A 12,791-nucleotide genomic window follows, 5' to 3' on the forward strand; every position below is an offset into this window, starting at 1 on the left:
CAGCCGACCCTTGAGCACCCGGGGCCGGTTTGGGTCCCTGAAACGGTGGAATACGCCACCGGCTACTATGGGTATTATGTCTGTTATATAGTGGCGAGATCCTGACTGGAAACCGGCCCAAGTATAACACCCAGATCCATGCAACAGCTTAGTCAGATCTATCTTCTTTTGCTACTGATTACCGGCCTTTCCGGGTGTACGACCATTGGCTACTACTCCCAGGCAATTTCCGGTCATTTCAGCCTCATGACCAGGGCCGAACCGGTGGCCGAGGTCATCCGTGGCGCAGAGACACTCCCCGAGACCCGGGAAAAACTGGAGCTGGCGATGGAGGCCCGGTATTTTGCCCGTGGGCAACTGGCGCTGCCGGTGGGCGAGGCCTTTCTGGAATACGTGCAACTGGACCGACCCTGGGTGGTGGTGAACCTGGTGGTGGTACCGGAGTTCTCCCTGGAGCCTCATCGCTGGTGCTACCCGTTTGTCGGCTGCCAGGCCTACCGGGGCTATTTCAGCCTGGAGGATGCCAGACACGAGCAGGCCCGGTTCCGCGAGGACGGTTACGACACCTTCATCGGGGGTGTCACCGCCTACTCCACCCTGGGTTGGTTTGACGATCCGCTGCATAGCGGATTCACCCGCCTGAGCGAGGATCGCATGGTTGCCCTGATGTTCCACGAGCTGGCCCATCGCGTGGTCTACATTGCCGAAGACACCACCTTCAACGAAAGCTTTGCCACCGCGGTGGAACTGGAGGGGCTCCGGCTGTGGCTGAGCCAGCGGGGCGAAGCCGACCGTTTCGACGCGGCCCTGGCCCGATTACAACGGCGAACCCAGACCCTGGCTCTGGTCCGCGAGGCCACCGGCAGCCTGGAGAGACTCTACAGGCAGGCGGATACCTTGGCCCCGGACAACCTGCGGACACGAAAGCAGGGAATCCTCACGCAGCTTGCTGACGATTACAGAGAACTGTCAGAGACCTGGGACGAGCCCGGCCCGTTCGGCCCTGCCCCGGTCACCCTCAACAACGCCAACCTGGCCCTGTTCCGGCAGTACAACCAGTTCGTCCCCGGATTCCGCCAGCTGCTGTCGGACCATGACCATGATTTCCGGGCCTTCTACCGGGCGGTGGAAGAGCTGGGCCAGCGTCCGCCGGATCAGCGGAGCGCGGCATTAACCCAGCTGTCACAGAGGTTTGCAGAAAACCTTTGAGTTGCGCTGACTGTTATAGGACGCCAGTTTGGGGCCAGGCAGGGACTGGACGCTGGAAGGCAGGAAACCGCGCTCCCGGAACCAGTGTTCGGTCTGGGTGGTGAGGACAAACAGATTCTGGATTCCCTGGCCACGGGCCAGCTTCTCGATCATCGCCAGCAGCTCATCTCCCCGTCCGGCCCGGCGATAGGAAGGATCAACCGCAAAGCAGGACAGTTCCCCGGCGTTTTCCTCAGGATAAGGGTAAAGGGCCGCACAGCCGACGATGGTACCGTCCCGCTCCGCCACCACGAAGCGATCGATTTCGGTTTCCAGCATTTCCCGGGAGCGCCGCACCAGGATCCCCTGCTCTTCCAGCGGCTGGATCAGCTCGAGGATACCGCCGAGGTCCTCCACCCGGGCCTGACGGATCTTCTCGTAATTGTCACCACTGACCAGGGTGCCGGAACCATCCAGGGTGAACAGTTCGCCAAGCAGCGCCCCGTCTTCCTCATAGCTGATGATGTGTGCCCGACGAACGCCCTTGACGCAGGCATCGCATGCCGCCTTCAGGAGATCCGCATCGTGCCCGGTAACCGTCCCTGCCGCCAGGCGCTCCGAGGCCTGCCGGACCGACAGCTCCCGGATCAGGGTGCCATCCTCCTCCAGCAAACCCTGATCGTCGATGAACACCATCAGCTTCTCGGCCTGCACGGCGGCTGCAACCTGACTGCCGACATCTTCATAGGACAGGTTGAAGGTATCTCCCGTCGGTGAATAGCCCATGGGCGGCAGGATCACGATATGCCCCAGCTCCAGGAGCTTCTCGATACCGCTGGCATCGATCCGCCGGACCCGGCCGGTGTAACCGAAATCGACACCGTCAAGCACCCCCACGGGGCGGGCGGTGACGAAGTTGCCACTGCTGACCCGGATCCGGGCATTATGCATGGGTGAATTGACCAGCCCCATGGACAACTGGCTCTCCAGATAGGCTCGGAGACCACCAATGGCCTCCATGACCATGGGCAGGTGTTGCTCGGGGGTGATCCTCAGTCCCCGATCAAAACGGGACTCGGCGCCGGCATTGTCCAGCCGGGCCTGGATCTGTGGACGCGCGCCGAAGGCAACGATCAGGCGCACACCCAGGCTGCTCAACAGGGCAATATCGTGGATGATATTGATGAAGTTGCTGTGCTCAATGGCATCGCCCGGAATCGTCAGCACCACCGTCCGGCCGCGATGGGCGTTGATGTAGGGCGATGAGTGGCGGAAACCGTGCAACCATTCGTTCGATTTCAATTCCGCTTCTCCGTCACAGGCAAAACTCCTCAATCAGTCCCCGGAGTATGCGCACTGTCGGTTCCAGCTGAGACAGCTCCAGGTATTCATCCGGCTGGTGCGCCTGGTCAATTGATCCTGGCCCCATCACCAGGGTCTCCAGACCCAGCTTTTGAAGCCACGGCGCTTCCGTGGCAAAGGCCACCGCGTGGGCCGTGTGTCCGGTAAGTTTTTCACAGGTCCGGACCAGAGCCGCATCGGCCGGCGTCTCGAACGGCGGCACCCCGTCAAACAGGGGCTCAAAGATCAGCCCAAGGTCCCGCCGCTCGGCTACGGGCCGGACCCTGGCAAGTATTGCCTGCCTCAGGTCCTCCATGGCCATGCCCGGCAGTGGTCGGAGGTCGAAGTGCAGTTCGCACTGGGCACAAATCCGGTTGGGATTATCACCACCGTGGATACAGCCCAGGTTCAGGGTGGGAAACTGGACTTCAAAGTTGGGGTTCCGGTACTGCTGCTGCCACTGGCTCCGGAGCGTCAGCAGTTCGGTCAGGGCCTCATGCATACCCTCCATGGCATTGCGGCCCAGGGCCGGGTTGGAGGAATGACCGGACTGGCCCTCAAACTTCAACCGCTCCATCATGATGCCCTTGTGCATCCGCACCGGCCTGAGACTGGTGGGCTCGCCGATGACCGCATAACGGGCCTTGGGCTTACCGGCTTCGGCCAGGGCCCGGGCACCATTCATGGAGCTCTCTTCGTCCGCTGTTGCCAAAATGATCAGCGGCTGTTTGAGCCTGGAGTTCGAATAAGCCCTGGCTGCCTCGATCGCCAACGGAAAGAAGCCCTTCATGTCGCAGGTGCCCAGACCGTACCAGCGGTTATCCCGCTCGGTCAGGGTGAACGGGTCACTCTGCCAGCGCTTGTCATCGAAGGGAACGGTATCGGTGTGACCGGACAACACCAGCCCGCCGCCGCCCCGTCCAAGGGTGGCAATAAGGTTGAACTTGCCGGGCGTACCGGGCACTTCGAGGATTTCCACCACGAAGCCCAGGGGTTCCAGCCATTCGGCCAGGGTGCGAACGACCGCTTCATTACTGTGATCCCACTCAGGGGAGGCACTGCTGATGGAGGGCAGGGAAATCAGCCGGGCCAGCATGTCCCTGAGTTCCGGAACCGCCGCTTTGGTGTCTGCAGACTGTGCCATAGTATCCTCTCAGCCTCGTCCGGGCTTGATCATGGGTGATCAAGGGTGATCAGGTGTTATTCGCTGCGGCCACGACGCCAGACTTCGAAGCCGGATACCGCGCTTAACAGCATCGGATAGGCCACCTCGCCGCCGGCCACCACCCGGGCCACTTCCAGCTCGCGCTCGGAGACACTGACCAGGCGCCCTTCCACCACATTATCATTGGAAAGGGTGACCCGGACCCGGCGACCGACCCACGAGCCAGCCGTTGCCAAAGGCTCGGCATACCACCCCTCCACCGAGGGATTCTCGCGAGGACCGGGGGACGATGCCGAAGCCTCGTCCTCCAGCTCGGGCTCGGGCGGCAGGGCCTCCAGGTATACATCCGGAACACCCGCTCCATTGTACGCCACTTGCCAGTCAGCCTCCTGACCTTCTGCACCCGGATTCCTGACCGGGATGCCCAACCAGTGCTCTGATGGCTCGATGGCAAGGTTCAGCACGCCACCCTCCAGCAGCCACTGACGGTAGAGCGCGAGCAGCTGTTCACTGGCCGCCAGCCCCCGGGCGTTCAAACCCTGTTCCAGCGCTCCGGTCGCACGGCGTGCCCACTCCATGGTATCCAGCCCCGCTTCCCGGGAACAGTAGGCTGCAATCCGACGCATCAGGCCGCCATCCCTGAGGGTGACCGCCATCGGTGCATCCGAACTGGCCAAAGTATCTTCCGGTGTCACCAGATCTACCCGGGCACCAGGCCAGTCCAGTTCCAGGCTGCCGGTGCCTGCGGTGTTCAGTTCGGCATGCACGCCATCGTTTGTCTGCTCCAACAGGAGCTCGCCCGCCAGACCGGTAATGCCCATCCGCATCAGGTCACCACTGCCCAGCTGCTGCCTCGGATCGGGCGCGCAGGGCAGTACCAGCAGTGCCGGGTCGCCCTCCACATTGGTGCCCTCGGCGGTCACCCAGTTCCGGAGCATGGTGGCATCAAGTACGAGGCCCAGGCCCTCGGCCCGGAGCAACCATGCCGGCGGCAGGTTGTCCGGATCGGCCAGAACGGTCAGCAGGGCCAGCGGCGAGCGGGCGTCGAATTCAACACGGCCCGACTCCAGTGGCTGAGTCAGACGGAAATCCTGCCACCGGGCATTGGTCAGTAACAGCCGCCCATCGATGCCGGAACCAATGGTACCCCGCTCAAGCACCCCGTAATCGTCCAGGGCCAGACGGGCTTCTGCCAGACGCTGGTCGGCCAGCCACCAGGTGGCCCCCTTGAAGGCTGCAAAACTCAAGAGGGCCAGCACAATCAGCAGGGTCAGCAGCCGCTTCATCCGGAAACTCCTCGGGTGGATCAGTTGCGGGAAATCAGAGTGCCGACACCCTCGTCGGTAAAGATTTCCAGCAGGCAGGCGTGGGCAACCCGGCCATCAATGATGTGGGAGGTGCGCACCCCGTTTTCCACCGCACTCAGGGCACAGCGGATCTTGGGCAGCATACCACCGTGGATGGTGCCATCCTCGATCAGCTCGTTCACCTGCTGGGCGGTAAGGCCGGTGAGAACCTTGCCATCCTTGCTCTTGAGACCGGAAACATTCGTCAGCAGGATCAGCTTCTCGGCCTTCATGGCTTCGGCCACCTTGCCCGCAACCAGATCGGCATTGATGTTATAGGAGGCGCCGTCTGGGCCCACCCCGATGGGCGCAATCACCGGGATAACATTGCTGCGGGTCAGCATCTCGATGACATCCACATTGACACTGGCGACCTCACCCACGTGGCCGATATCGATGATCTCCGGTCGCTCCAGCTCCGGGGACCGGTTGACCACCTCGAGCTTTCGGGCCCGGATCAGGTTGGCATCCTTGCCGGTCAGACCGACCGCGGTGCCGCCATGGGCATTGATCAGGGATACGATTTCCTTGTTGACCTGGCCGCCGAGCACCATCTCCACCACATCCATGGTTTCGGAATCGGTGACCCGCATGCCGTTGACGAAGCGGGATTCGATATTCAGGCGCTCCAGCAATTCGCCGATCTGGGGGCCGCCACCGTGCACCACGATCGGGTTGATACCGACCAGCTTCATCAGTACCACGTCCCGGGCGAAACTGCTCTTGAGTTCCTCGTTCTCCATGGCGTTACCGCCATATTTGATCACCACCGTCTTGCCGGTGAACCGTTGGATATAGGGCAGGCCCCGGCTCAGCACCGAAGCCACCTGCATTGCTGTTTCACGATCCAGCGCCATGTCGTTCCTTACCTTTGAAAAAACATTGATAACCCGACCGGGTCTGCGGGCATCCGAAATCGTCAGAATTCGGTCACAATATCGGGGGCCACCCGCTGCAGTTGTTCCCGGAACACCGTCCGGATCCGCTCCATGGCCTCCTGAGTCTCACCCTCGAACCGGAGCACCAGCACCGGCGTGGTATTGGAGGCCCGGCACAGCCCCCAGCCATCGGCATAGTCTACGCGAATACCGTCGATGGTACTGATGTTGCCGTCACCAAAATCCCCCTCGGCAGCGAGTCGCTCAATGATCGCGAACTTGCTGCTCTCGGTCACTTCGACATTAAGCTCGGGGGTACTGACATCCTCCGGAAAATCCTCGAATACCTCGTCACAATGCCGGTCCTCGATCCCGAGGATTTCCAGTAACCGGGCAGCGGAATAAAGGCCGTCATCGAAGCCGTACCAGCGCTCACCGAAGAAGATATGGCCACTCATCTCGCCGGCCAGCAAGGCGCCGGTCTCCTTCATCTTGGCCTTCATCAGGGAGTGCCCGGTTTTCCACATGATCGGCCGGCCACCGGCCTCGGAGATCACATTGGCCAGGCGGCGACTGCACTTGACATCATAGAGCACATCGGCGCCGGGATTACGGGACACCACATCCCGGGCGAACAGCATCAGCAACCGGTCGGGCCAGATGATCTTGCCGGTATTGGTCACCACGCCAAGTCGGTCCCCGTCGCCGTCGAAGGCGACACCGAGATCCGCACCCTCTGCCCGGACCCGGGCGATGAGATCTTCCAGGTTGGCCGGCTTGCCGGGATCCGGATGATGATTGGGGAAATCGCCATCCACTTCGCAGTACAACGGCACGACCTCACAACCCAACTCCTCAATGAGCAGAGGTGCCAGTTCACCGGCGATACCATTACCGGCGTCAACCACCACTTTCAGGGGCGCGGCCACCGCGATGTCGCCCACGATCCGGTCCAGATAGGCCCGGCGCACATCCTGGGAGGTTTGGTCTCCCTGGCCGCTTACCAGGTCACCCGCTTCAACCCGCTGGTAAAGCTGTTGGATGGCTTCACCGGAAAGAGTCTCGCCGCCGAGCATAATCTTCAGCCCGTTGTAATTGGCCGGGTTGTGACTACCCGTTACCATTACCCCGGAACCTGTCTGCAGCTCGTGGGTGGCGAAATAGAGCACCGGTGTGGGTACCGCTCCGATATGGATAACGTTACAGCCTGCCGCCATCACCCCCTGGGCAAGGGCATCGGCCAGTCCGGGACTGGAGTGGCGTCCGTCATAGCCGACACACAACGCATCGACGCCTCTGGTAATCGCCTCGGAGCCGATTGCCTGACCAATAACCCGGACCACATCCTCGGAAAGGGTCTCACCGACAATACCCCGGATATCGTAGGCCCGGAAAATCTCCGGAGACAGTTGCACAGCTGGAGCCGCAGCCGGCGCCGCTTCCAGAACGGGTTCACCGCCTGACGGGCTGGTTTCGCCGCTGAAACCCAGCACATCCTCGTCCCCGTCCATCATATCGATGTCGAGCACGCCCTTTTCCTGGAACAGCGGTTCGTCCTCCGCTCCGGCTTTGACCGGACTGCCCCCCGGGGAGGCGGGAGCCGTATTGGTGGCCCGGGAAATACGCTTATCCACCGTCTGGGCCAACCGGTAAAGGACCTCTCCGGCGGAAGCAATCATGTCCCACCGGAAACCGGGAGGTCGGGAGCGCTCGCCACCAAACACCTTCTGTGCCCACTGGACCAGGGCGGCAACATCCTGCCGCAGACTGCGCTGGGCGCTGCCGAGCAGGAGCCAGACCGCAATGGCTGCAAACAGAACTGGCACACCCACCATCAACGCAATAACGACCATGTCCACCGGAGGTACGGGCACCCGTGCCGGCCGGTAGGAAACCGACCAGTCGGGATTGACCAGGGTGCGGCTGACCGGATCACCATTACCGTTGCCTTTGCTCACAACCGTCCGGGCGGTATCGGAGACGGTCTGTACCAGCGCCAGCTGGCCACCCAGTTCCGGATTGACCACCGTCAGTAATGGCTGCAGCTGTGACGCCTCGAACACCATCAGCAGGCTGCCCGTCACCGCCTCGGTCTCAGGGTTGCGGACCGGGGTCGCAATCTGCACAAACCAGCGATTTTCCCGCGGGAAGGCATCCGGATAGAGCTTGTCTCCGGCTTCTGCCGTGCGCGCCAACTCCAGACCGGCAAAGCCGAGGAGGGCATCGTCATCGGTGGAACGGGGAATGGCGCCGGAAGGAAACAGATAGACAGCCCGGATACCCGGCAGGGCGCCCGCGAGCTGCTCTTCAGCCGCCACGGATTCGCCGCTCTGGATCGCCCGCTGGACGTAAGCCTGGGTCGCCAGACCCTCGACACTCTGCTGCAGCAGCTCCAGATAGCTGTTCAGTCGCTCGGCTGCGGCCGCCACCTCATGATTCTGCTGGACCTGCAGGCGCTTGTTTCCGGACGGCTGGACCACCATGAAATGCAGCAACACGACGGAGACGATCCCTGCCAGCACGACAACCAGGGCCTGACTGACTGCGATGGAAGTCAGGCGCTTCAGGCGGGGCCCGGAGGCCTTGCCCCTGCCCTTGCGTGCTTTCCATGTCTTCGCTGGCTTGTCGTCTGACGCGTCTTCTGAAGTCTTTTTCCAGCCGAACTTCATAGTCTATCCTGCGATGTTATTTTTCGTCCTGAACCGGCAGTTATTCGCCAAGTATAGCCGGCCGACAGTAGGCCGGCATGAACCCGGGGCAATCAGTGGCTCCCGGTAGAGCCGAAGCCACCCTCGCCCCGGACACTGGCGTCAAATTCATCCACGACTTCAAAGTCCGCCTGCACGACCGGCACCAGTACCAGCTGCGCGATACGCTCGCCTACGTTGACCGTGAAAGTGGTGTTGCCACGATTCCAGCAGGACACCATCAGCTCTCCCTGGTAATCGGAGTCAATCAGGCCGACCAGGTTACCCAGTACGATGCCGTGCTTATGGCCCAACCCGCTGCGGGGGAGAATCATCGCCGCCAGGGACGGATCGGCAATATGGATCGACAGCCCGGTGGGGATCAGCTGGGTCTGCCCGGGCTCCAGCACCAACGACTCTTTCAGACAGGCTCTCAGGTCCAGGCCGGCAGAACCTTCGGTCGCATACTCGGGAAACGGGAGGCTGGTACCGATCCGGTCATCAAGGATCCGGACCTGCAAGGTCTTTTTAGTCATGTAGTCGCTTCCAGGTGTTCACCAATGAGCGCCACCAGCCGGGTGGCAATGGTCTGTTTACTGTCCGGCCCGATCTGTTCCTGCCCGCCGGGCCAGAATACCGTGACCGCGTTGTTGTCGCTGTTGAAGCCCAGTCCCGGAGCAGAAACGTCGTTGGCGACGATCATGTCCAGCTTCTTCCGGGCCATCTTGTCGGTGGCATAACGGGCCACATCGGTAGTTTCCGCCGCAAAGCCCACGGTATAGGGCGCGTCCGCGCGCGCCGCCACCGTCGCCAGGGTATCCGGATTACGCACAAGCGCCAGGGACATGGCTGAGCTGGATTTCTTGATCTTGTCGCCGGCGCAAATCTCCGGGCGGTAATCAGCCACGGCCGCGGTGGCAATGAAAACGTCGCACCCCTCATCCACGGCAGCCATGGATTGTGTGAGCATATCCTCGGCAGTCATTACCGACCGTACGTCCACGCCCGGTGGCGGTGCGATGGTTACCGGCCCACTCACCAGGATGACCCTGGCGCCGGCAGCCCTGGCCGCATCGGCCAACGCATAGCCCATCTTGCCGGAGCTATGATTGCTGATGTATCGGACCGGGTCCAGCGGTTCCCGGGTAGGCCCCGCGGTGATCACTACCCGCTTGCCGCTTAGCGGACCCTGGTGCTCATCCAGAATCAACGACGCCAGAGCTTCCGGCTCCAGCATGCGGCCGGGACCGGTATCGCCACAGGCCTGATCGCCCTGATCGGGGCCCCAGACCCTGATCTGGGGATCTTCGTTCAGCATCGCCAGGTTGCGTTGGGTCCGAAAATTGCGCCACATGGCCTGGTTCATCGCCGGCGCCAGGGCAATGGGCACATCAGTGGCACAGCAGACGGTAGTCAGCAGGTCATTGGCCAAGCCGTTGGCCAGCCTGGCCATGAAATCGGCCGAGGCCGGAGCCACCACCACCTGTTCGGCCCACTTGGCCAGTTCAATGTGACCCATGCCGGCTTCTGCCTCGGGATCCAGCAGCGAGGTCCGCACCGGCTCGCCGCTCAATGCCTGAAACGTCAGCGGAGTTACGAAAGCCTCGGCACCGGAGGTCATCACCACACGAACCTCGCAGCCGGCCTTTTTCAGCAACCGCACCAGCTCGGCACTCTTGTAGGCGGCAATGCCACCGGTTACTCCCAAAAGAATTCGTTTGGCGCCCATATCGGCTCCACAATTCCTTATATTGAAAAGGGTTATAAGATAGCACGCTCGGTTATCAGGAACAGCACGGAGCGGAAATCTTAACATTTACCGAATGTTACTTTTTCAAGTAACCTTTGTAACCCTGAGAAACCATTCACGGTGCAGGAAGCGCCAACACAACCACCACCAGATGCAAGGAAGCCAGGCATGCCCACTTCTCTCTGGCCGGCAGACGAGCGCCCCCGGGAACGCTTGCTGGCGCACGGCCCAGAATCCCTTTCCGACGCCGAATTACTGGCCATTTTTCTCCGCACAGGCACCGCCGGCATGCCAGTGATGGCCCTGGCAAGGCACCTGATTGACGAGTTCGGCGGCCTGCGCGGGCTGCTGACGGCCTCCCGCCGGCAATTCTGCCAGGTCAGGGGATTGGGCACCGCCAAGTACGCCCAGGTCCAGGCCGCCTTGGAGATGTCCCGGCGGGTGATGGACGAACCGTTGCGCCAGGGTGATCCACTACGCTCACCGGCCGACACCCGCCGGTTTCTCACCAGCCGGCTGGGAACCTATCCCCACGAAGTGTTTGCCGGTCTGTTCCTGGACAACCGCCATCGGGTCCTCCATTACCGGGAACTGTTCCGGGGCACCATCGACGGCGCCGCCGTCTACCCCCGGGAGGTGGTTCGCCAGGCACTGGAGGACAACGCTGCTGCGGTCATCTTTGCCCACAACCATCCCTCGGGTGTGGCGGAACCCAGCCAGGCCGACATTTCCCTGACCCGACGCCTGAAGGAGGCCCTGGGTCTGGTGGATATCAGGGTTCTTGACCATATGGTTGTCGGCCACGGTGAGGTAATATCCTTCGCCGAAAGAGGATTGATGTGACTGTCAGCAAAATGACGCCCCGGATACTGGCCAATTTCCCAACAATTTTTTGCGTTGGGGGGCGAGTTCTGGTATAAAAGCGTCCCTTTCTGGCGGCGTCTGGCAGGCAGCGTTCCGTTTACAAGGCGCGAACAGGGAGCAAGCAGGCTCCCCGGCAACCAGAGACGCATTAAAAACGAATTCGTATTGATAGAGACCACTGCTCAGGTCGGAGGCAAGTATGTCCAGAGTTTGTCAGGTTACCGGTAAGCGTCCGGTATCCGGTAACAACGTATCCCACGCGATGAATCACACTCGTCGTCGTTTTCTGCCGAATCTGCAGAACCATCGTTTCTGGGTTGAGTCCGAGAAGCGTTTCGTGAAGCTGCGCGTATCCACCAAGGGCATGCGCATCATCGACAAAAAAGGCATTGACGCTGTGCTGGCCGATCTTCGTGCCCGCGGCGAGAAGGTATAAGGAGCCGCATCATGCGCGAGAAAATCAAGCTGGTATCTTCAGCAGGCACTGGTCACTTCTACACGACCAAAAAGAACAAGCGTAACACTCCGGAAAAGATCGAGATCAAAAAGTACGATCCGGTTGTCCGCAAGCACGTTGCGTACAAGGAAGCCAAGATCAAGTAATCCTGATCCGGCCTTCACAAAAAAACCCGGCATGATCTGCCGGGTTTTTTTGTGCCCGTGAAAAACATCAGAAGGTTTCCAGGTACCCCTTCGGCAACGCCACATCCATGGCAATGGGCAGATGGTCGGAGACCGGATAGCTCACCACCTCTGACCGGCGGATTTCCAGGCTCGGACTGACCAGGATATGGTCCAGCGCCTTCTCCGGGCGCCAGCTCGGAAAACTGTGCGCGGTCTCCGGTAATGGAATCAGGTCGGTCTGTTTCAGAGGAGTCTGGGTCAGAAGCTGCTCGGCGTGGGCATTCATGTCGCCCATCAGCACCACATGCCGATAATCCGCAATCTGTTCCCGGATATAGCCCAACTGCCGCTGCTGCGCGGCTTTGCTCAGGGACAGGTGCATCAGAACCAGCACCAGGGGATCCTCTTTCACACCATAGCGCGCGATGATGGCACCCCGCCCGGGAATCAGCCCCGGCAAACGGTGCTCGGTGACATCCAGAGGGCGGAACCGGCTGAGCAGGCCATTGGAGTGCTGGGCAATCTGCCCCATGTTCCGGTTCAGCTGCTGATACCAGTAAGGGATTCCTGCCGCCTCGGCCAGGTATTGCACCTGATTGATAAAACCGCTACGGAGGCTGCCGCCATCGCATTCCTGCAGCGCCACCACATCGTAATTGCTGACCAGCCGGGCAATCCGATCCAGGTTCTCGATACGATTGCGATAAGGCAGGACATGCTGCCAGCTGCGGGTCAAATAGTGGCGGTAGGACGTGGTATTGATGCCCACCTGGATATTGAAGGTCAGCAGCCGGATATGGCGGTGGGGCTCGAATTCCGGCACATGCTCGAAACCGGAACAGCGACCTCTCGGCTCCTGCTCCGACTTCAGCATTCCATCAATCTGTTTGCGAATACGCTTGTACATAGGCCGGCAGTCTCTTCCTGCCTTTATGGCCCGGTGGCAAG

Annotated in this window: 12 protein-coding genes; 4 read left to right on the forward strand and 8 right to left on the reverse strand. The window is 61.2% G+C overall.

From position 1 onward, the window contains the following. Window positions 1-138 precede the first annotated feature (138 nt). Window positions 139-1,209: an aminopeptidase gene (locus ACQUTG_RS04365; RefSeq protein WP_428918207.1), complete on the forward strand. Its 1,071-nt coding sequence runs from the start codon at window positions 139-141 to the stop codon at window positions 1,207-1,209. Here the strand turns inward: ACQUTG_RS04365 and argA are convergent. From argA to coaBC, 7 genes are all read right to left on the reverse strand, one after another. Beyond that, complete coding sequence (argA, locus tag ACQUTG_RS04370; protein ID WP_428918208.1) at window positions 1,183-2,490, reverse strand: amino-acid N-acetyltransferase; 1,308 nt, start codon at window positions 2,488-2,490, stop codon at window positions 1,183-1,185. The two genes, ACQUTG_RS04365 and argA, sit on opposite strands and share 27 nt — an antisense overlap. A 13-nt stretch (window positions 2,491-2,503) precedes the next feature. Beyond that, complete coding sequence (argE, locus tag ACQUTG_RS04375; protein ID WP_428918209.1) at window positions 2,504-3,673, reverse strand: acetylornithine deacetylase; 1,170 nt, start codon at window positions 3,671-3,673, stop codon at window positions 2,504-2,506. A 56-nt stretch (window positions 3,674-3,729) separates the two neighbouring features. Then, complete coding sequence (locus tag ACQUTG_RS04380; RefSeq protein WP_428918210.1) at window positions 3,730-4,980, reverse strand: acetylornithine deacetylase; 1,251 nt, start codon at window positions 4,978-4,980, stop codon at window positions 3,730-3,732. 20 nt (window positions 4,981-5,000) lie between these two features. Next, the gene (argB, locus tag ACQUTG_RS04385) at window positions 5,001-5,897 is read right to left on the reverse strand and encodes an acetylglutamate kinase (RefSeq protein ID WP_113861308.1); all 897 of its coding nucleotides are present in this window, start codon (window positions 5,895-5,897) and stop codon (window positions 5,001-5,003) included. Window positions 5,898-5,959: 62 nt separating this feature from the next. Beyond that, entirely contained in the window at window positions 5,960-8,587 is a 2,628-nt protein-coding gene (locus ACQUTG_RS04390; protein ID WP_428918211.1) for a phosphomannomutase/phosphoglucomutase, read from the reverse strand. Between the two features lie 92 nt (window positions 8,588-8,679). Next, complete coding sequence (gene dut, locus ACQUTG_RS04395) at window positions 8,680-9,141, reverse strand: dUTP diphosphatase (protein ID WP_428918212.1); 462 nt, start codon at window positions 9,139-9,141, stop codon at window positions 8,680-8,682. Further along, window positions 9,138-10,334, reverse strand: coding sequence for a bifunctional phosphopantothenoylcysteine decarboxylase/phosphopantothenate--cysteine ligase CoaBC (gene coaBC / locus ACQUTG_RS04400; RefSeq protein WP_428918213.1), 1,197 nt, complete (start codon window positions 10,332-10,334; stop codon window positions 9,138-9,140). Before coaBC ends, dut begins: the two co-directional genes overlap by 4 nt. Window positions 10,335-10,523: 189 nt before the next feature. Here coaBC and radC point away from each other — a divergent pair, with 189 nt between their 5' ends. From radC to rpmG, 3 genes are all read left to right on the forward strand, one after another. After that, on the forward strand, window positions 10,524-11,198 hold the full coding sequence (gene radC, locus ACQUTG_RS04405; RefSeq protein WP_428918214.1) for a RadC family protein: 675 nt from the start codon (window positions 10,524-10,526) through the stop codon (window positions 11,196-11,198). Between the two features lie 220 nt (window positions 11,199-11,418). Continuing rightward, entirely contained in the window at window positions 11,419-11,655 is a 237-nt protein-coding gene (gene rpmB / locus ACQUTG_RS04410) for a 50S ribosomal protein L28 (RefSeq protein ID WP_008939672.1), read from the forward strand. 11 nt (window positions 11,656-11,666) lie between these two features. Beyond that, window positions 11,667-11,822: a 50S ribosomal protein L33 gene (rpmG, locus tag ACQUTG_RS04415; protein ID WP_008173465.1), complete on the forward strand. Its 156-nt coding sequence runs from the start codon at window positions 11,667-11,669 to the stop codon at window positions 11,820-11,822. A gap of 67 nt (window positions 11,823-11,889) precedes the next feature. Here rpmG and ACQUTG_RS04420 read toward each other — a convergent pair whose 3' ends face one another. Next, on the reverse strand, window positions 11,890-12,750 hold the full coding sequence (locus ACQUTG_RS04420) for an endonuclease/exonuclease/phosphatase family protein (RefSeq protein WP_428918215.1): 861 nt from the start codon (window positions 12,748-12,750) through the stop codon (window positions 11,890-11,892). Between the last annotated feature and the right edge of the window lie 41 nt (window positions 12,751-12,791).

Source organism: Marinobacter sp. DUT-1, assembly GCF_050379415.1.
Classification (GTDB): domain Bacteria; phylum Pseudomonadota; class Gammaproteobacteria; order Pseudomonadales; family Oleiphilaceae; genus Marinobacter.

Bases quoted from the DNA above. Each gene is read 5' to 3' on its own strand.
- rpmG (WP_008173465.1), top strand. From the start codon at position 11,667: ATGCGCGAGAAAATCAAGCTGGTATCTTCAGCAGGCACTGGTCACTTC.
- ACQUTG_RS04420 (WP_428918215.1), bottom strand. From the start codon at position 12,750: ATGTACAAGCGTATTCGCAAACAGATTGATGGAATGCTGAAGTCGGAG.
- ACQUTG_RS04365 (WP_428918207.1), top strand. From the start codon at position 139: ATGCAACAGCTTAGTCAGATCTATCTTCTTTTGCTACTGATTACCGGC.
- argE (WP_428918209.1), bottom strand. From the start codon at position 3,673: ATGGCACAGTCTGCAGACACCAAAGCGGCGGTTCCGGAACTCAGGGAC.
- argB (WP_113861308.1), bottom strand. From the start codon at position 5,897: ATGGCGCTGGATCGTGAAACAGCAATGCAGGTGGCTTCGGTGCTGAGC.
- coaBC (WP_428918213.1), bottom strand. From the start codon at position 10,334: ATGGGCGCCAAACGAATTCTTTTGGGAGTAACCGGTGGCATTGCCGCC.
- ACQUTG_RS04390 (WP_428918211.1), bottom strand. From the start codon at position 8,587: ATGAAGTTCGGCTGGAAAAAGACTTCAGAAGACGCGTCAGACGACAAG.
- ACQUTG_RS04380 (WP_428918210.1), bottom strand. From the start codon at position 4,980: ATGAAGCGGCTGCTGACCCTGCTGATTGTGCTGGCCCTCTTGAGTTTT.
- dut (WP_428918212.1), bottom strand. From the start codon at position 9,141: ATGACTAAAAAGACCTTGCAGGTCCGGATCCTTGATGACCGGATCGGT.
- rpmB (WP_008939672.1), top strand. From the start codon at position 11,419: ATGTCCAGAGTTTGTCAGGTTACCGGTAAGCGTCCGGTATCCGGTAAC.
- radC (WP_428918214.1), top strand. From the start codon at position 10,524: ATGCCCACTTCTCTCTGGCCGGCAGACGAGCGCCCCCGGGAACGCTTG.